This window comes from Pyxidicoccus sp. M6 (assembly GCF_055568925.1).
In genome coordinates this window covers 6,413,260-6,430,648 of the sequence record NZ_CM145714.1, presented here as the reverse complement: position 1 = coordinate 6,430,648, position 17,389 = coordinate 6,413,260, and the positions used below count along the sequence as shown (strand labels likewise).

Here is a 17,389-nt window from a genome sequence, read left to right as displayed (position 1 = left end):
CTACGCCTCCGGGTCCGCCTGCTTCACGTTGTGCGAGAGGCAGCCGGCCGTCTGGTACGTGTGCGCCCCGCCCACGGTGATGCGCACCACGGGCCCGCGTCCGCACGGCACTGCCTGCCGCACCACGCCCGGGTTGGCCCCCAGGAGGCGCGCGCCGGGCACCAGGTGCCACACCTCCACCCAGGCCGCGTCCGTGCGCACGCGGTGGTTGTACGTGCCCTCGAAGGCCCTTCCGTCCTCCAGGTCCACGCGCCAGCAGTCGGCCTCCAGGTGCGCCACGCCGGTGACGGGGAAGTCGCCCCACTCCAGCGTCGCCTCGTGCTGGGTGCGCACCCAGTCCCCCACCTGCAGCTCGCCCGCAGGCACCTCGCGGCCGTCAGCCAGGAGGATGGGCACCCACGGGGCGGGGCAGCCGCCGCCGCTGGGCGGCTCATTCTGCGGCCCACGTTGCCCGCTGCCGCCCGCGCCGCCGAAGCCGCCCCCGGCATTCCACTCCGTGACGATGCCGGCGGAGATGACGCAGCTACCCACCTCCAGCTCGCCGTAGCAGATGGGCACCGGGTGCCCCTGCCCCAGCGTGTTGACGGGCCCGTTGAAGGTGTACGAGGGCTGATTCTCCGGCCGCTCCACGGGCGCCAGGGGCGTGGGCGGGGCGAAGAGGAGCTGCGAGACGCCGCCCACCACGAGAGAGGCGCCCATGGTGATGAGCGGCGTGCCGGCGCCGTAGCCGTAGACGGAGAGCACCACGCCAGCGACAATCAGTACGGCCCCCAGCACCACCTGGAACCAGCCCGACTTCGCCCCGGCCAGCGCGGGCATGACGGTGATGACGCGGGGGCCTCCGGCCGGAGTCGCCAGCTCCCCGGCGCCGACGTCCTGCTTGCCGACGAAGACGTGGAAGCCCGGCTCGCTGTTTTCCACGAGGTAGCGCGAGAAGCCCTCGCACACCGCGGACAGCGCGCGCACGGCCTCTGCCGGCGAGGGCACGCCCAAGTCCAGCCGCCACACCCGCCCGAAGCGACGGCCCAGCGGGCCGCCGAGTACCACCGTCGTCAGCATAGGCTGCGGTGCCGCACAACCTTCCGGGTAATCCGCTCCCAGAAGCCGCTGTACGTCTCCCTTCCGGAGAGCCGATTCTGGAGGTGGTGGAGGACAACGTCCGCGCCCAGGTACACGCCCGCGTGGTTGGGCACCGGTGAGCGCAGCTGCATGAGGAGGACGTCATGCTCTCGCAGCGGGCTGCCGGTGACGTCGACGAAGCCGGCCTCGGCGTACCTCTCCAGGTAGAGGTTGCCGCCCTTCTCCCACCAGTCGTCCGGCCGGTGGAAGTCCGGCAGCTCAAGGCCCAGCCGCTCCGCGTAGTAGTCGCGGATGAGGCTGAAGCAGTCCAGCACCCCGTGGCTGAAGGGACGGCCGATGAGGGACGGCCGATACCCGGTGGGGTACCACACGCGCCAGTGGCCCACGGGGACGTTGATGATGAGCCAGGGCAGGCCCCAGCGCTCCATCATGACGCGGTCCGCCTCGCTCGGTTCCGGCGCCGCGTTGGGGTGGGAGTGGACGACGGCGACCACCTCGCCTTCCGACTCCGCCCGCGCGTAGTCCTCTGGGTGGAGAATGAAGTGGGCCTGCCCCTCGGCCTGGTTCCGGCACGGCACGTACCGCTGCGCGCCCGCCACCAGCACCACGAGGCCGCACGCCTCGCGCGGATATTCGGCCCGCGCGTGCTCACGAGCGCGGTCGACGACGTCTGCGGCGAGCTCCAGTCCGGCGGGCATCACGGGGCTCCGATTGAGGCGCGCAACGTTGCGCGTACCCTTCTTCTTCGCCCCGGCCGTGGACTCCGTCCGGCATCTGGTCGGTGTAGGAGCCGCGCTGCCGCGCCCGAGTAAAGGCTAGTACCCACCAATCGAGCAGCCCCACGGCAGGTTCCCATCCAGAGGCGGCGCTATGCTCGTTCCGACATGAGCGACCCAATCAAACATCACTACGTACCGCAGTTTTACCTTCGCCGATTCGCGAACACCCGGGAACAACTCAAGGTCACTGAAAGAGTCCCTCCGCATAGGAGATACACGTCTCCCGTCCGCGATGTCGCATCAGAGAGGTTCTTTTACCGTCTCGAAACGGAATCCGGCCCATCACTTGAACTTGAGAAAACACTCGGTCAGCTTGAGACGGAGTTTCGTACTTCTCTCACGAATCTGACACCGCAGACATTCCCCCCAGGTGCAGAAGATCGCGAAGTATTGAGTTTCTTTATTGCCCTCCAATGGCTTCGAGGGAGGGACCAGAGGGACAGCTTCCGAAAGCTCTACGATCAGCTCATGAAGGTCGTGCTCGTCAACACTCCCCGGTCGACGCTCCGCCATGTCCTTATGCAGCAGTTGGGGCGCGAACCAACTGACGTCGAAGTCGAAGAAGGAATCAACCGGCTGAAGGCCACGGACGCGTATAAAGTCACCCCTGGCAGCAATGCCGAAGTTGTTCAGTTGCTCCAAATGGCGCCCGGACTTGGACGAGTCGCCAATGACAGAACATGGCAACTCTTGCGGTTCCCTTCCCCCTGTCTTCTAACCTCGGACTCGCCGGTCGTGACCTGGACGCTGCCCAGCAACCGAGGCGGTGCATACTCAATGGCAGGATTCGGGATGTGCGATGAAATCCGCATGCCTCTGGATTCACAGCATGCGCTTATTTTGGCGCGCAATGCGCCTGCGGGAGAGATTGTCCGGGAAGGGACCCCCGAGCATGCCAAAGCGCTCAATCACTCTGTAGCAGCAAATGCATACATTCGCATATTTCACCACCCTGACAGCAACCCTCTCGACGGCATCAAACTCCCACCTCCATTCGATAGCCGATTCGTGATGGATGGTCCGTCCGGAAGGTTCATTCCCGATGACAAGTAACGAGCCCTGACTGGGCAGTTCACGGACGGCGTCCGTCACCTGAGAAGTCCCACACCGGGGAATCCACCGTACGGGAGCACTGCGGTGGCCCCGAAGCGCAGCTTGCAGCTCGCGAGGCGCTTCCCGCACCGGTCCTCGGCGGGGGTGGACGTCGGCGTGTCGTCCACCTTCGCCACGGGCGGGCCCGCGTAGCCGCAGCCCTCGCCCCGGTACTCCCAGCCGCACATCTGGGTGATGACGCGGAGGGGAATGCGGACGCCATCCAGGTCGCACCGGGCCGCGAGGGTGAACTCGCAGAGGTGCTTGTTCTCCGTCGTCTTCTGGTCGATGACGAACTCGTCGTCCGGGAAGGCGTCCACCGGGCTCGCTGAGGGGTTGACGCCGCCAGGGAAGTTCACCGCGTCGAGGTAGCGGACGAAGGTGCGCTTGCGAATGACGCGCGCGCCGAGCAAGTCATTGAAGTCCCGCGCGAGGGCGCCCACCGTGCCCAGCACGTTGGCGAGCGTGAGGGTGGGCCTCGGCAGCCGCCCGGTGCCGGACTTGTCGAAGCCCCGGGCCTGGACGGGCCAGGGCTGGTACTCCGCGCCTTGCCACACCACCGGCCCGCCAAGCCCGTTGGTGCCGGCGTGAAAGTAGTTGATGCCGCCGCCCGGCAGCGCGCTGGCGTCCAGCACGAAGAGCTCCACAAGCGCCCCCGGCTCCAGCTTCTGGATGTCCTCTGCGATGCCCACCTACGCCACCTCCTCGAATTCGGCGCTCACGTCGTACGCGTTGAAGCCCTTCACCACGGACGTCCACTTCTCGCAGACGACGCTGAGCACCTGCTCACCGGAGGCCGTGAAGGTGAGGACGGCGCCAGCGCCAGGCGCAGCGGTGAAGGTGACGAGCCCGGAGCTGGAGAGCGCGTAGCTCGTCCCCACCACCAGGACGGCGTCCCGGTACACCAGCGGGGCCGTCCCCCACCCCGTCGCGGGCACCAGCTCGCCCGGCACCTCGGGAGACAGCGGCCGCTGCAAGAGGAACTGCGTGCGCGCGCCGTCCCCCGTGCCGAAGCGGAAACCGGTGACGGCCCAGGTGCTGTCCGGCACGACGAACTCGAAGGCCGCCACCCCGCGGTGTGCGCGGAGGAAGGCCTCCAACGCGTCCGCCTCCGTCTTCTTCCGCGCGGTGAACTGGAGGGACCAGCGCTGAAGCAGCCCGCGCGCCCCGTCCTCAGAGCGCTGCGAGTACCCGTCGCCGAACTGCGCCTTGCGTACCCGGGGCTGGCTCTCGAGCTGCGCGCCGTAGTCCGGGGTGAAGGGGAAGCGCTCCATGGCCGGCATGTTCGGCGGGGGCGTGGACGCCTTCCGGATGGCCAGAGACCGGGCACATTCTCGCCGCTGCCCGTCCTACCGTGAGCCCGATTCTGTGACGGCGGCCGGGGAGTCGGTCAGGGCTCGAAGTCAAAGGCGAGGCACTTCCAGTCAATCGCGGGCCTCGCTCCGTCAGACAGCACTCATGTGAGCGAGGCCAGCAGGCTCCGAGCGTCCTGCACCTCCATGAGTCCGTCCCCCTCCGGAATGCCGTCACAGCCCTCGGCCAGCAGCGAGCGCGCCGCCTCCGTCTCACCGGTGTCCAACAGGAATGGGGTCAGGGCCACGGCCGCGCGCATCACGTAGAGTCTGGCACCCAGCTCCCGCGCTGTCTCCAGCGACTGCTGGAAGCAAGCACGTGCCGCCGCGTCCTCCCCTTTCTGACGCAGCAACGTCCCCCGCACCTGGAGCAGGCCCGGGAGGTGATAGCGGGTTATTACAGTCTTCGTGAGTTCCAAGGACTCGTTCGCGGCGGCCAAGCCCTCATCGAACTGTCCATTGAAGAGGTACGCCACGGCGAGCAATCGCAGATGGGGAGCGTAGTGAAGCCTGTCGCCCAGGCTTCGCGCCAGGGCGAGGCCCTCATGGATCTCCTCGATTCCGGAGCGCGTGTCTCCAAGCCATGCGGTGGTGCAGCCATGAAGGCAGAGGGCGTTCAACTTCACGAAGGGGAAGCGGTTCCCGGTGCAGATGGCGAGTGCTCTTCCCAACATGCCCCGCGCTGCCTGCACATCTCTTGCTTCTACGGCAAGCCCCCCGCCGAACGTGAGCATCATCGGGACCATGTACGGGCTGCGCATCGACTCGGCGAGCGCGAGTCCCTCGTCGTAGCTCGCGCGCGCCTGATCGGCGTACCCCATCATCATCTGGCAGATCATCGCGATTCCAGGCACGGTGATCATCGCCAGCAGCACGTCGAGGTTCACACCACGGGAATCCAGGTGCAGCGCCTCAGTTCCTGGCGCACGCAGCACGGTCCTCACCTCCTGGCTATGCCGAAGGCTGCCGACATAATCACCCCGAAAGAAGGACCAGTGCGCCAGCTCACCGTGGAGCAACACCCGGGTATTCAGGTCGTCGTGGGTGGCGAGCCGGTGATGGAAGCGCTCGACGAGCTGATCCGTGCCCTCGCGGTCGCCGTCGGCGAAGGCGCTGGTCCAGAGCCCCCAGAGCACGAGCAGGGGCAGGTCGTCGCCCGGGGCGCACAATGCACGGGCGCGAGCATGGAGGGCCTTCACTTCCGAGTCGGCGTAGCCCTTCTCGCCGAGGAGCATCGTGCTCATCTCTCCGCATAGGGCGAGCTCCCGCTGGTCCCGCTCCCGTGAGGCCGGCAGCAGCACGACCTGCTCGAGCGCCCGCGAGTAGTGGCTGATGGCCTCGGAGAGGGCCAACCGCATCGTGGCGAGGTAGCCGGCGCTTCGCCAGTGCTCCACGGCCTGCTCCACCAACCCCGCCAGAGTCTCGTGCTGCGCCAGCACCTCGGGCTGCTCCTCCGCCACTTCGGGAAAGTCAGAGGCCAGAACCTGCGCGACGCGGGCGTGGTGGCGCTGCCGCGTGCCACGCGGCAGGGACTGGTAGGCCGCCTCCTGCACGAGCGCATGCTTGAAGGCATACGTGGCGTAGGGCGGCTCTCCCCGACGGAAGAGGAGCCTGGCCCCTTCTAGTCCCTCAAGCTCCCGGAGTAGCTCGTCCTCCCTGAGGAAGGTGACGGCGCGCAGCAGGTCGTAGTCGAACTCACGTCCCAGGGTGGCCGCGAGCTGTGCCTGGGCTCGCTGCCGAGGCGGGAGCTGGTCGAGCCGGGCCTGCAGCAGCGCGTGGAGCGTCGCGGGCAGCAGCATGGGGCTTCCCGTCGAGCCCAATCCGGGCGCTCCTTCCCGCAGCACCTCCCGGGTCAGCTCCTCCACGAAGAGGGGCACCCCGTCCGTGCCCTTCACCAACTGCTCGACAGTCCCCGGTTCCAGGAGTTGGTCTCCGGCCACCCACTGGACCAGCCGTGCGGAGTCCTCGGGCGGCAGCGGCTCCACCTCCAATGACTGGAAGTGCGCATGGGCCGCCCAGGAGTGCCGGAAGCCTGGGCGGCTGGTGAGCAGCACGCACAGTCTCGTGTCCTCCAGGTGGTCGAGCAGCACGCCAAGGAACCGTAGGGTGGAGGGGTCCGCCCAGTGCACGTCCTCCACGACCAGCACCAGGGGCCGCCGCGAGGCTTCGCGCTGGAGGAAGGCGACCAACGCTCTGTGCATCTCCGCCTGCTGGCGCTCCGGTGAGAACTGGAGGAAGGGAGCGCCCTTGTCGACGGACCTCAGGACAAGCGACACCAGGGGGGCCCGGTGCTCCATGGGCATTCCGAGCACCTCCATTCTCTGCTCCAGCTTCCGCGTCTTGCTCGCGGTGTCGTCGTCGGAGGTGAACCCCAGCTCGCGATGCAGCCAGGTCAGGAGGGGATGAAAGGCGCTGGCCGTGTTCTGGAGCCAGCACTGGCACCAGGCCCAGGTGCTGGCGCCGGGAGACTCCCGGTCGTGCAGTTCCTGGACGAGCCGGGACTTGCCGATGCCGGCCTCACCTCGGAGGAGCACGAGCGCGCCCCTGCCGCCCAGCGCCTCACTGCGCGCGTGCGTGAGGCGCTTCAGCTCCGGCGCCCGGCCCGTCAGCGGTGTCAGCGTGCCCAGCGTGAGTGCCCGGGCGAAACGACTCATGCCGGGACTCTCCTGGAGCGCTCGGTACACCTCCACCGATGACGTCCCCCACAGCCCCTGGATGCTCCGCCCCCCGAGACACTGGGCCTGGATGCCGCCCCGCACGACCGCGTACGTGCCTCCGCTGAGCAGCACCGTGCCCGGCTCGGCCTGGGTGGCCAGCCAGGTCGCGACGTCCGGGGCCTCGCCCTGGAGGGCCGGTGCAATGCCGGGCTGCGTGGGCAGGGCCTCGGCCAGGACCACCTGGTCCGTGTGGACGCCCACCCTCACCGCGAAGCCACCGGGGCCCGGAGCCTTTCCGGAGAGGGGGCGCGCCAGGTGCAGCGCCGCCTGGACCGCGTGGTCCGCGTCGTCCTCGCGTGTCACCGGGTGGCCGAAGCAGGCCAGGACCTCCGCGCCGACCGCGGTGGTAATGGCGCCTCCGTGCTGATGGAGGATGTTCGCGCAGTCCTGGTGGAAGGTGGCCACCAGCTCGCTGCCGTCTTCCGGGTCGAGCCGCGCTCCGGCCTTCTGGAGGGGCACCATCTGGCAGGACACCAGCGACACCCACCGCCGTCCCGCCCCCAGGACTCGCGGGCCCCTGGGCACGTCAGGCACCAGCAGCTCCCTCACCGCGCGCAGCCGCTCGGCCAGCTCAGCACCGCAGGAGGGACGCTGGCTCGGGTCCTTGGCCAGGACGGACTCCAGCAGTTGCTCCAGCGGGCCGGGGAGGCCGGGGCAGCGCTCGCGCGGCGGGAGCAGGGGCTCCTCGGACAGGAGGCGGCCGCGCAGCTCAGGGTCACGCAGTCCGGAGAGCGGATGCTCGCCGGTGAGCAACTCGAAGAGGAGGACGCCGGCGGCCCAGATGTCCGCGCGTGCATCCGGAACCTCTCCCCGCCACTGCTCCGGAGCCATGTACGCGGGTGTCCCGCCCATGGGGATGGCCCCCGCCGACGCTTGCGTCACCGTCCACGCGAGGCCAAAGTCGAGCAACTTCGCCCTGCCTTCACGCAACACGAAGACGTTTCCCGGCTTGAGGTCGCGGTGGACGAGGTGCCGTTCGTGCGCGTGGGCAAGCCCTGCGGCGACATCGGCCATCAGGTCCAGCGTACGCCGGAGGTCGGTCCGCTCCCTCCGCAGCAGGGCCTGCAAGGACTCGCCCTCCAGGTACTCCATGACAAGGAAGGGAATCCTCAGCGGCGTCCCCTCGCGTTCCTGGGGGAAGCCGGTGTTCCACTCGGACACGTCGTGGATGCGGAGGATGTTCTCGTGGTCCAACCGGGCAACGGCCCGCGCCTCCTCGCGCAGGAGCGCAAGCATCTCGGTGCTGGCTTGTCCCCCGCGCGGCAAGAGGAACTTCAGGGCCACCGTGCGCTGGAGCTCGTGGTCCAGGGCGCTGAAGACGTGGCCCATGCCTCCTCGGCCGAGCAACCGCGTGACCTCGTAACGGCACCCGTCCTGGCCCCCCAGCCGCTCTCCAGGGAAAGGCAACGAGAGCCGCGGCTCCCTCCGGGCGACCTTTCGCAGAAGGCTGTCATCGAGCTCCGAGCTGTCATACGGAGTCTCCACGCCTGTCTGCCGCGTGGTTGTGTCCATCCCATCCCCCTCTTCGTGCGCCTCCCAAGGCCGCACCCATCCATGGATGGATGGAGTCGCCGGAAAGCCGGCTGTGACGCGACGGATGTCTCAGGGATTCGTCACGCGACGTCACGTATAGAGGAGATGAAGCGGCCGGCCAGCCACAGAGGTGGAGGCAGGCCCACCGAGCTAGTGACTGAGGCCCTCACCGCGCAAGCGCGCCGCGTTGGGCGTGGCCCGGTTCTGTCGCCAAAACTCGGACGTGACAACACACCGCCGGCCTCTATCGACGCCTCCAGGTGAAGTTGTAAATGCTGCCGCCAGGCTGAAGCTCCTCGCCCACCACCTTGCGGATGGCGTCCGCCAGGTGCCGACCCATTCGCTGCGCCTCCTCGCGGCCGCCCTGCGACTGCACGTCCACGGACGAAGAGCCGTCCTGGTTGACGTTGACGGTGAGGTTGACGGTGGGAGCAGGCCCGGTCCCTGCTTCTGCAGGCGGGAGGATGTCCGCCTTGCTGGGCACGTAGAGCTTCGGCACCTGGGGTACCTCAGCCCCCAAGCTCAGCTTCCCCGCCCCGCCAGCTCCCGCAGCTCCGCCCACCATGGAGCCGAACATGCCGGACAAGTCCGCACCGCCCACCGTGGCTCCGCCGCCTCCCCCGCCCCACGCGCCCGCGAGCGCGCTGGTGGCAGTGTCCAGCAGGGCGACGAAGGCTCGCTGAGCCATAAGCCGGCTCAGGTCCTTCAGGATGCCGTCCACCATGCTGCCGAACTCCAGCTTGCCCGTGGTGGCGAAGGTGACGAAGGCGTCCTCCATGTGCTGGGTGGCCGCCACCATGGAGTCCTTCGCCAGCGCGAAGCCGGTGGAGAGCTGCTCCTGGAGGCGCTCCACCTCCTTCCGGTACGCCTCGGCGCCCAGGCGGCCCTCCTTGAAGAGCCGGTTGACCATGTCCATGCGCTTCTGGGCCTCGGCGAGAGGGCTGAGCTGGCGCTCGAGCTGCTCCAACTCCTTGGCGAGCTGTGCCTCCGCCCTCCCCTCGTCCGTCCAGAGGCTTCGCGCCTTGGCCAGCTGCGCCTGGTAGGCGGAGAGGGAGAGGCGTCCGAGGTTCCACTCATCGCGGAGGACGCGCTGGGCCTGCGCGTACTTCTCCGCCCCGGGGTTGCCCAGCTCGCGGTTCAGCTCCTGGAGGATGCGCGTGCGCTCCTCCTCGGCTTTCGCCGCAGCCTTGACCATCTCCTCCGCGGCCTCGGCGGCCTTGATTTTCGCGATGGCCGCGTCCGCCTGCTTCTTCTGCTCGGCGGTGAGCGCCGCATACTCGTCGGAGAGCTCCAGGGCCTCCCCCTTCGTCTTGCCCAGAGCGCGCGCCTCCTCCTCCAGCCGGACGAGCCACGCCGTAGCCCTCTTCGCCGCCTCGTCCTTCGCCTTCGCGTCGTCGAGAAGGGCCTGCGCGGACTGCGAGGTGGCGGCATTCGCCTTCCCCGTGGCGGCTGCGCGCCTTTCCTCCTCCGCAGTCAGCGTGTTGGAAGCCTTCGCCGCGTCGTCGAGCCGCTGCTGCGCCTTGAGGAGCTGCACCTCCCGCTCGCGCTGGGCCCGGAGCTCCTCCTCGATGGGCTTCAGCTCCTTCTCCGAGCGCATCTTGTATTTGGGAGTGGCCCGAATCTCCTCCGGAAGCTGGTGGAGCGTTTGGCCTTCGGCGTCGCGGGAAATCGCCTTCTCGGTGTTGGCCCAGTACTTCTTGAGGCGCTCCTGCTCCAGGCGCGCATCCACGAGGTCGGCCTTCACCATCCGCTCGAAGTCAGCGCGCAAGCCCTCCATAGTGCCCGTCCCGGCACTGAGCGCCTTCTCGTACTTCGGCCCCAGGTTGATGAACTCCAGCCGGGCGAGGTTGTAGGCCTCCTGCTGCTTCGTCAGGTCCTTCTCCACCTTCAGCCGCGCCTGGAGGTCGGTGATGATTTGGCTGGCCCGGTCCGCTGCGGCTCCGCTCTCGCGGATGGCCTGCTTCGCCTTCTCGCTGGCCTCCTCAGCCGCCCGGCCGAACTCGAAATACGCTGTCGCCGCCAGCCCCAGCGCGGTGGTGATGATGCCGATGGGGCCGCCCAGCGCGTTGAGCGCCGCCGAGCCCGCGCGCGCCGCGAAGGACGCCCCCTCGATGGCCAGGGCCTCCTTCACCTTCGCCTGGGCAAGCGCGTTGGAGGCGATGGCCGCGCGGGTGTGGGCCACCGTGAAGGGCCCCTCCAGGGCGGCCGCCGTCTCCAGCGCCGCCTGACGCTGCTCCAGCATGGCCAGGGCATTGCGCAGCGCCGCCGCCCGGCTCTCATTCACCCGGCGCGAGTAGTTGGCATCCGCGAGCGCGGCGTTTGTCACCGCGTCCCGGGCCTGTCGCGCCGCGCCGGCCTTGTCCGCCAGCGCCTTCGTCCACTCCTGGGCCCACCCGGCGGCGCGCATGGTGGCCAGCACCGCGAGCCCCTCGCCAAGGTAGCGCACCGCCGTCGTGGCCTCGTTGAAGTGGCGCAGGAGCCCATCCATGGCCGGTCCCATGGCGGATAGCAGCCCGTCGCCTACGTCCACCTGGAGAGCGGCAAAGCGCGCGCGGAGCTGGTCCAGCTTCATCTGCGGCGTCTCGGCCATCTTGTTGAAGGCCTCCTCGGTGCGGCCAGCCGAGTCCTTCATGTGCTCCAGCGACGCGGCGAAGTCCGCTGCGGCGGTGCCGGTGAGGGCCATGGCAGGAAGCAGCGCCTCGACGCCTCCCACGAGGATGGCGAGCTGCTCCGTGTTGCCGTGCGTGCGCTCGCGTACGTCCTCCATGAAGCCGGCGAAGCCCCGAGCACGCAGTCCTGCGGTGGTGAAGTCGATGCCCAGCGCGCGGGCCAGCTTCGCCGCGTCCTCCGAGGGCTTGGCGACCTGCGCGAGGATGCTGCGCACGCCCTCCAGGGCCGTCTCCGTCTTGATGCCCGACTTCGTCAGCGCCGCGTTGGCCGCCAGCAGCTCCTGCAGCGACACGCCCGTCTGCGAGGCGATGGGGGCCACCTTGCCGATGTGCCGGGCGATGGCTTCGATGCTCGTCTTCCCGTCCGCAGCCGAGACGAACATGGCATCCGCCGCCTCGGTGGCGCTCCGGAGGCTGCTGCCGTACGTGGCCATGATGCTCGTCAGGCCGTCAGCCGCGGTGCCCACATCGGTGACGCCGCCGATGGCGAGCTGGTTGGCCACGCGCAGCATCTCCGTGGCCTGCGCGGCGTCGGACGCGCCGGCGCTCATGATGTCGTAGAGGGCTTTGACCTGGTCCGTGGGCATGCGCCCGAACTCCGCGCCCAGGGCCTTCGCGCGCTCGGCCAGCGTGCCCATCATCTGCAACTGCTCCCCGTCCAGCAGCGTGCTCACCTGAGCCATGGCCGTCCCGAAGCCAAGGGCCTCGGTGGTGGCGCTGCGCAGCGCCGCGCCGGCAGCCGCCACGCCCACGAATTGCCCCACCAGCCCGCCGAGGCCGCGCGCAAGGCGCGTGACGGGAGGCTCGGCGGCCTCGGTGACATGCTGGACGTCCCGGACGGCGGCGGCCGCCTTCTCCTGCGCCGCGTGCATGTCCATCAGCTTCCGGGAGGCCCGCTCCAGCTCCCCCATGAAGCGGCCCACCGCAGCAGTGTCCGCGAGGGACTGCTGGAAGCGGGACATGGCGACGTCCGTGGCGCCGAGCTGCGTGTTGAAGCGCTGGAGCCCTCCGGTGTTGCCGAAGGCCGCCTGGAGCCCGCCAGCCGCCGCGCTCACCAGCTCGAGGTCCTTGCTGACGGTGCGCATCCGCTCCAGGGCCCGGTTGGTCTCCTCGACCTCCCGCACCATGCGCTCCAGGCCCTTCATGTACTGCTCGGTGGCCGTCTCCACCTTCTTCGTCGCCGTCTCCGTCTTCTCCGCGGCGCCGCTGAGCTTCGTGAGGGACTCCACGCCCGTCTTCGCGTCGGACGAGTCGATGCGGATGGACAGCGTGGCAAGGTCAATGCCTTCGGAGGACATGGAAGAGCCCCTTCACGAGCTACGGAGCGGCGAAACCAGACAAAAGGCCAAATACTGAAATCACGTACAGTGGCGAGAGGCGCTGGCCCTGTGCTGGCTTCGCTCCATGCGCGCGCTATGTGTGTCCTCGCTCCTGCTCGTCGCCGTGGCCGGGTGTGACCTGCGTTCCGACGAGGAGAAGGCGAAGGAGAAGATGAGGCTGGAAGAGGTCCGCGAGACGAATAAAGCTCTCGCGGGCCCTGACTTCCGCTTGGAGACAGCCGGCCGCTTCAACACCACCTTCGTCCGGGTGATCCGCTTTCCGCAGGGTGATTCCTCAGTACGCGCCGCAGAGTTGAAGAAGCAGTTCTCCCTCTTCGACTGCGCGTCCCAGTCATACATGAAGGATGGGTACACCCACGTCGCAGTCCGTGACATCGACACTGGCGAGGAAGTCACGAAGCCTTTCTCGGAGTTTCGACGTCGCGACCAGTGCAGCGAAGCTGAGCTGGATTCGCCCCGCCGTTGACGTCGTCGCCTCCACCCGTCACTCCTTCCGCAGGGACGCGATGAACGCGGCGTCCAGCTCCCGCAGCAGCGCCACCTCCGCCGCCGTGGGCCTGTGGCCGGTGAGCCGGGCCCACGCCGCGATGTCCTGGTAGGAGATGGGGGCTACGGAGAAGGCTCCCGGGCTGCGGGCATTGCTCAGCTCGCAGAACCACTCCCAGACGTGGGCCAGCGCTTCCGGCAGGGAGTGCTCGCCCACCAGCCCCGGCGGCACCTGCCCGGTGGACTTCGCCACCTGCTGAAGCTGCGCGCGAAGGGAGACTCCGGACGCGTCCTCCCGGCTCAGGCGGAAGTGGTGGCGGGCGTAGCCGAGGAGCTCGTCGGCGAGCTCTCGAAAAAACGGGCGCGGTCCGCCATGGCCTCGTCCACCTGCCGCCGCAGCCACGGGTAGGCCGTGTAGACTCGGCGGACATTCTCCGGGGTGAAGGGCACCGCCACCGCGCCCTCGCGCACACCACTCCAGGAGACGGTGCAGCGGACGAGCAACTCCAGCGCGTCCGCCTCCGACTCCTCCGCGGTGAGGGCCGCGCGGCGGTTGCCGAGCTGGAGCTGCTGGTACCGGCGGTTGCGCTGCTCGCGCTCCGCCACGCGGAAGGTGGTGGAGTCCGTGCTCGCCACCTCGACGCGCGTGCCGGTGGCCGCGCCCGTCAGCGGGTGGAGGATGTCCACCTGCACGGTGTCGCGCTGCTGGAGGCTGCTCAAGTCGAAGCCATTGGTGTCCATGGTGCTCCTTCGGGGACTGCGGGGGGAAGCGCGGGAGTGCCCGCGCGGGAGGGGTTACGGGTTGCTGCGCTGGTAGACGAGGGAGGCGCCGGCAGTGGCGTCCAGCAGCGCGGTGAAGGGCAACGTCTGGACGACGGGGCCCTCCTTCGGGTTGTCCAAGTCGCCGCCGGTGTACTTCAGGCGCGGCACGCGAATGCGGTGGAAGTCGGCGCCATTCGGGTCCATGAGGAGCAACTCGAGGCTGGACTCCTCCTCGTCGAGGAAGCGGTTCAGCAAGGTGGCGTCGCTGAAGTACGCGGAGACGCTGCCGGACACCTCGAAGCCGCCCTCGTGAATCTCCTGGGGGCTGTTGTGGCCGACGACGCCCTTGACGCTGCGGCCGTTGGAGACGTCCAACTCCAGGCTGGTGACGTTGGCCACCACCTGGCCGCCCTCCCAGAGGCGGCCGGTGAAGGCGTCGAAGGGGCTGTGCATACCGGGCGGGGTGACGCTCGCCGCATGCGAGGCGCCCGCCTGCAGCATGTCCTTGCCCAGGAAGCTGAAGCTGCCGCTGACGATTTCTTCCGGCTTCACGGACAGCTTGAAGTCGTCCACCGCGCACCCACGGTAGAGGAGGTACTGGTTGACGTCGGTGAAGGCGCGCTCCACCGAGAAGGTGCGCATGACGGTGCCGGACTTCAGGCGCTTGCCCACCAGGGCCACGGTGCGCCCCGCGCCGGCGGCCTCGTCGGTGAGGGCCTTGTCCACCGTCAGGGCCAGCGCGGTGACGGCCACCACGCGGGCGCGGCCGCTGTTGCCCGCCTGCGTGAAGCCGCTCGCCACCACCTCGTCACCCGGCAGGAAGCCGTCCGCGAGGAAGCTGCCGGCGGCGCGGACGTAGGAGTCCGTGTCCGCGTCGGCCTCCAGCGAGAGCGCACCCGAGGTGACCGACTCCCAGGTGCCACCCAGCGCGGCCTCCAGCAAGTCGTCGAAGGTGGTGAGGGAGAGCTCGAAGCCCAAGTCCCCGCCCACGCTGCGCATGCCGTGGCGCAAATCGACGCGGTGCCTGTCGGGCCGAATCTCATTGGACTGGTACGTCGCCTTGGCGAGGTTGAGGCCCACGTCGGTGAAGCGGAGCGCCTTGAAGGTGGTGCTCGCCGCGACGCCGAAGGCGGACTCAGCCACGTACCGCACCGCCGTGCGCTGCCCTGAAGCTGAAACCATGACTTCTCCTTCCGTCCGCCCGCGTGGGGCGGCTCAATCCATGGAGTGCACCAACCACCACACCGAGACGGGCACGGCCCACCACGTGTCCTCGCGCGCGCCGGGGCCCGGGGAGACGGACTGCACGCGGACGGTGGTGGCGCCGCGAGTCAGCGAGGTGCCGCGCTTGAAGCCGTCGCACACCGCCTGGGCCGCGTCGGTGGACGCCTTCGTCCCCTGGCCGTAGGGGAAGAAGAGGGACACCTGGAAGACGCCGGGGCGCCGCGTCTGCGAGTCCACCCCGGCGCCGGCCGGGCCGGTGCGCGCGGGCAGGTGGTCCACCTTCGCCCAGGGGACGCCCTCGGCCGGAGCGAAGGAGACGTTGGGGTAGGCCACCGCCTGCCCCACCACGGGCGCCAGCACCGCCTGGGCGTGCAGCTCCAGCGCCCGCTGAATGTCGAGGAGGACGGTGCTCACGGGCCCTGCCCTCCCTTCGCGTCCTTCACCGCCTCCGCCAGAATCTCGCGGAGGCTGGCGAGGGTGACGCGCACCATGCCGCGCGGGGCCTGCTGGCTGTGGCCGAATTCCAGCCGGCGCGCGTACGGCAGGTTGTTGGCGACGTACACGGAGTCGCCCAGCTCCGCGCCCTCCAGGACGCGCTGGGCTTCGGCCACGGTGGCGCTGCCGTCCTTGTCCGCGCCCTCCACCTCTCCGGACGGGCGCGCACCCACGCCGGCCTGCCAGTTGCCTCGGAAGCGGCCGGTGTCCACCGGCGAGGCGGTGACGACGTTGGCCAGCACGCCGAGGGCAGCCTTGCGCACCACCTCGCTCGCCTTGCCTGTCGCCGCATTGACGAAGGACTCCACCTGGCGCGTGAAGCCGGCCCCGCGCCGCACGCGGGCGTCCGTCTGCTTGAGAGTCATGAGGCCACCCGAAGCACGTAGAGGACGGGCGTGCCCTGCAGCTGCACCGGCGGCTCCGTCCCCAGCACCCGCCAGGTGCTTCCCTCCAGCGGCCCCACCTCGTCACCGGGGCCAGGCACCACCGGCAGCCCGCTGGCGGCCACCAGCAGCTTGCGGTGGCCCACCTTCACCGTCGTGCCCTTGGCCAGCGCGTCGCCTTCCTGGCCCTGCCCGCTGTCGGCCTGCACCAGCACCAGCACCGGGTGCGTGGTGGCGCTCGCCGAGGGCGCGGAATCGGCGGGGTTGTAGGCCCCCACCACGCGCCGCGTGAGAGTGGCCGCCTCGCCGTAGCGCTTCACCAGCTCGAGGGCCTTGTGGGCCAGTCTGTCTGCCAGGGCGCTCATCCCCGCTGGACCTCCAGGCTGCCGAGGCCAGCCGTGCCGCCCCGCACCAGCCGGCGCACCAGCGTCGCCACCTGGGCGGGAATGGGCACGTGCTTCTCCGGCGACGTCCGCAGCGGCCCCACCTGGACACCCTCGTCCACCACCGGGCCCAGGCCCGCCGTCCAGTCCTCGCCCAGCAGGCGGAAGGCGAACTCGGCCACCGCCCCCTTCACCTGCAGGGGCACGCTGGCGTCGGAGACGGGGCACCCGTCCAGCACCACGTTGCGCCGGGGCCATGCCAGCGCCTGCTCCGCGCTCGCCCGCGCCCCGACGTACGTGTAGTGGGCGTCGAGGAGACGCGTGGCCCACTTCAGGTGCCGCTCCTTCGTGGCCACGTCCGCCATGCTCCACGCGGTGTTGTGGCCGCGCGCCGAGTGGTAGGCGTCGGCCTCCTCCACCGTGCAGTACGAGTCGGCGGCCGGGCCGCCCGGGGTTGCGTCGAGGGGCATGGGGTATCCTCTGGTGGGGCTCGCGGACTACTCGCCCTGCGCCTTCTTGGCCCGGCCGCCCTTCTGCGGCTCCTCGGCGGGCGGCGGCGGCGCAGAGGCCGGCTTCGCCTCCTGCGGCTTGGCGGCGTCGGCGAGCTTCGACTCCGCGGCGCGCTGGGCCTCGCGGGCGTTGCGCAGCTCGGCCCGGAGGCGTGTCATCTCCGCCTCGGCTTCGGTGCGCTCGACTTCGGCTTCCGCCTTCACACGCGCCAGCTCAGCGCCCTGGGCCGTCGCTCCGGGCGCGCTGGTGGCCGGCGCAGAGGAGGGGGTAGCGCCCGTCGTCCCGGAGGTGCCCGCGGCCCGGGTGCGCTCCCAGCGCGACTGGGCTTCCTCGTACTCGCGCGAGTCCTTCGGGTACGCCGAGTGGTACTTGCCGAGGACGTGAATGGCCGTGGCCGCATTCGTCGGCACCTGCGCCACTCCGTCCTTGAAGTCGAAGCCCGCGAGGCTGCACGTCTGCCCCTCTCGGGGGCCCACCAGCACCACGTCCACGGTGCGTCGGTTTCCAGTCGTCGAAGTCACGTCATGCTCCACATGGAAGGCGCCCAGCACCGGCTGGGCACGAGGTTGGACAGCACGGAGGCG

Annotated in this window: 16 protein-coding genes; 2 read left to right on the top strand and 14 right to left on the bottom strand. The window is 69.5% G+C overall.

All coding sequences use genetic code 11. The annotated features are described in order from the left end of the window. Both ACVTJA_RS25670 and ACVTJA_RS25665 read right to left on the bottom strand, forming a co-directional pair. The gene (locus tag ACVTJA_RS25670) at positions 1-1,059 is read right to left on the bottom strand and encodes a hypothetical protein (RefSeq protein ID WP_465839963.1); all 1,059 of its coding nucleotides are present in this window, start codon (positions 1,057-1,059) and stop codon (positions 1-3) included. Then, positions 1,053-1,778, bottom strand: coding sequence for a C40 family peptidase (locus tag ACVTJA_RS25665; protein WP_465839961.1), 726 nt, complete (start codon positions 1,776-1,778; stop codon positions 1,053-1,055). Before ACVTJA_RS25665 ends, ACVTJA_RS25670 begins: the two co-directional genes overlap by 7 nt. 186 nt (positions 1,779-1,964) lie before the next feature. On the opposite strand from ACVTJA_RS25665, the gene ACVTJA_RS25660 reads away from it, so the two are divergent. After that, positions 1,965-2,912: a DUF4238 domain-containing protein gene (locus ACVTJA_RS25660; protein WP_465839960.1), complete on the top strand. Its 948-nt coding sequence runs from the start codon at positions 1,965-1,967 to the stop codon at positions 2,910-2,912. A 35-nt stretch (positions 2,913-2,947) separates the two neighbouring features. Here ACVTJA_RS25660 and ACVTJA_RS25655 read toward each other — a convergent pair whose 3' ends face one another. From ACVTJA_RS25655 to ACVTJA_RS25640, 4 genes are all read right to left on the bottom strand, one after another. Next, entirely contained in the window at positions 2,948-3,643 is a 696-nt protein-coding gene (locus tag ACVTJA_RS25655; protein WP_465839959.1) for a phage minor tail protein L, read from the bottom strand. Next, positions 3,644-4,225: a phage tail protein gene (locus tag ACVTJA_RS25650; protein ID WP_465839957.1), complete on the bottom strand. Its 582-nt coding sequence runs from the start codon at positions 4,223-4,225 to the stop codon at positions 3,644-3,646. It lies immediately after the preceding gene. A gap of 182 nt (positions 4,226-4,407) precedes the next feature. Next, entirely contained in the window at positions 4,408-8,349 is a 3,942-nt protein-coding gene (locus ACVTJA_RS25645) for a protein kinase domain-containing protein (RefSeq protein ID WP_465839955.1), read from the bottom strand. A gap of 448 nt (positions 8,350-8,797) precedes the next feature. Beyond that, a complete protein-coding gene (locus ACVTJA_RS25640) occupies positions 8,798-12,520 on the bottom strand; it encodes a phage tail tape measure protein (RefSeq protein ID WP_465839953.1) in 3,723 nt (1,240 codons plus the stop codon). Between the two features lie 121 nt (positions 12,521-12,641). On the opposite strand from ACVTJA_RS25640, the gene ACVTJA_RS25635 reads away from it, so the two are divergent. Continuing rightward, positions 12,642-13,028 carry a hypothetical protein gene (locus tag ACVTJA_RS25635; RefSeq protein ID WP_465839952.1) on the top strand — a complete coding sequence of 129 codons (387 nt, stop codon included), beginning with the start codon at positions 12,642-12,644 and terminating at the stop codon, positions 13,026-13,028. Positions 13,029-13,046: 18 nt separating this feature from the next. Here the strand turns inward: ACVTJA_RS25635 and ACVTJA_RS25630 are convergent, their stop codons facing one another. The 8 genes from ACVTJA_RS25630 to ACVTJA_RS25595 are packed head-to-tail and all read right to left on the bottom strand — an operon-like array spanning position 13,047 to position 17,326. Then, positions 13,047-13,301, bottom strand: coding sequence for a phage tail assembly chaperone (locus ACVTJA_RS25630; RefSeq protein WP_465839950.1), 255 nt, complete (start codon positions 13,299-13,301; stop codon positions 13,047-13,049). 47 nt (positions 13,302-13,348) lie between these two features. Continuing rightward, on the bottom strand, positions 13,349-13,789 hold the full coding sequence (locus ACVTJA_RS25625; RefSeq protein WP_465839948.1) for a hypothetical protein: 441 nt from the start codon (positions 13,787-13,789) through the stop codon (positions 13,349-13,351). Positions 13,790-13,843: 54 nt separating this feature from the next. After that, positions 13,844-14,992 carry a phage tail tube protein gene (locus ACVTJA_RS25620; protein WP_465839946.1) on the bottom strand — a complete coding sequence of 383 codons (1,149 nt, stop codon included), beginning with the start codon at positions 14,990-14,992 and terminating at the stop codon, positions 13,844-13,846. Positions 14,993-15,025: 33 nt separating this feature from the next. Continuing rightward, entirely contained in the window at positions 15,026-15,448 is a 423-nt protein-coding gene (locus ACVTJA_RS25615) for a phage tail terminator-like protein (RefSeq protein WP_465839945.1), read from the bottom strand. Next, positions 15,445-15,894 (bottom strand): HK97 gp10 family phage protein, encoded by a 450-nt coding sequence (locus ACVTJA_RS25610; protein WP_465839944.1) that lies wholly within the window; start codon positions 15,892-15,894, stop codon positions 15,445-15,447. Before ACVTJA_RS25610 ends, ACVTJA_RS25615 begins: the two co-directional genes overlap by 4 nt. Further along, entirely contained in the window at positions 15,891-16,277 is a 387-nt protein-coding gene (locus ACVTJA_RS25605) for a hypothetical protein (protein WP_465839942.1), read from the bottom strand. Before ACVTJA_RS25605 ends, ACVTJA_RS25610 begins: the two co-directional genes overlap by 4 nt. Next, entirely contained in the window at positions 16,274-16,765 is a 492-nt protein-coding gene (locus tag ACVTJA_RS25600; protein WP_465839940.1) for a DnaT-like ssDNA-binding protein, read from the bottom strand. Before ACVTJA_RS25600 ends, ACVTJA_RS25605 begins: the two co-directional genes overlap by 4 nt. 27 nt (positions 16,766-16,792) lie before the next feature. Next, on the bottom strand, positions 16,793-17,326 hold the full coding sequence (locus ACVTJA_RS25595; protein WP_465839938.1) for a hypothetical protein: 534 nt from the start codon (positions 17,324-17,326) through the stop codon (positions 16,793-16,795). Between the last annotated feature and the right edge of the window lie 63 nt (positions 17,327-17,389).

Coding starts and splice junctions, on each gene's coding strand:
- ACVTJA_RS25670 (WP_465839963.1), bottom strand. CDS start 1,059: ATGCTGACGACGGTGGTACTCGGCGGCCCGCTGGGCCGTCGCTTCGGG.
- ACVTJA_RS25665 (WP_465839961.1), bottom strand. CDS start 1,778: ATGCCCGCCGGACTGGAGCTCGCCGCAGACGTCGTCGACCGCGCTCGT.
- ACVTJA_RS25660 (WP_465839960.1), top strand. CDS start 1,965: ATGAGCGACCCAATCAAACATCACTACGTACCGCAGTTTTACCTTCGC.
- ACVTJA_RS25650 (WP_465839957.1), bottom strand. CDS start 4,225: ATGGAGCGCTTCCCCTTCACCCCGGACTACGGCGCGCAGCTCGAGAGC.
- ACVTJA_RS25645 (WP_465839955.1), bottom strand. CDS start 8,349: ATGGGCCACGTCTTCAGCGCCCTGGACCACGAGCTCCAGCGCACGGTG.
- ACVTJA_RS25640 (WP_465839953.1), bottom strand. CDS start 12,520: ATGTCCTCCGAAGGCATTGACCTTGCCACGCTGTCCATCCGCATCGAC.
- ACVTJA_RS25625 (WP_465839948.1), bottom strand. CDS start 13,789: ATGGACACCAATGGCTTCGACTTGAGCAGCCTCCAGCAGCGCGACACC.
- ACVTJA_RS25620 (WP_465839946.1), bottom strand. CDS start 14,992: ATGGTTTCAGCTTCAGGGCAGCGCACGGCGGTGCGGTACGTGGCTGAG.
- ACVTJA_RS25610 (WP_465839944.1), bottom strand. CDS start 15,894: ATGACTCTCAAGCAGACGGACGCCCGCGTGCGGCGCGGGGCCGGCTTC.
- ACVTJA_RS25605 (WP_465839942.1), bottom strand. CDS start 16,277: ATGAGCGCCCTGGCAGACAGACTGGCCCACAAGGCCCTCGAGCTGGTG.
- ACVTJA_RS25600 (WP_465839940.1), bottom strand. CDS start 16,765: ATGCCCCTCGACGCAACCCCGGGCGGCCCGGCCGCCGACTCGTACTGC.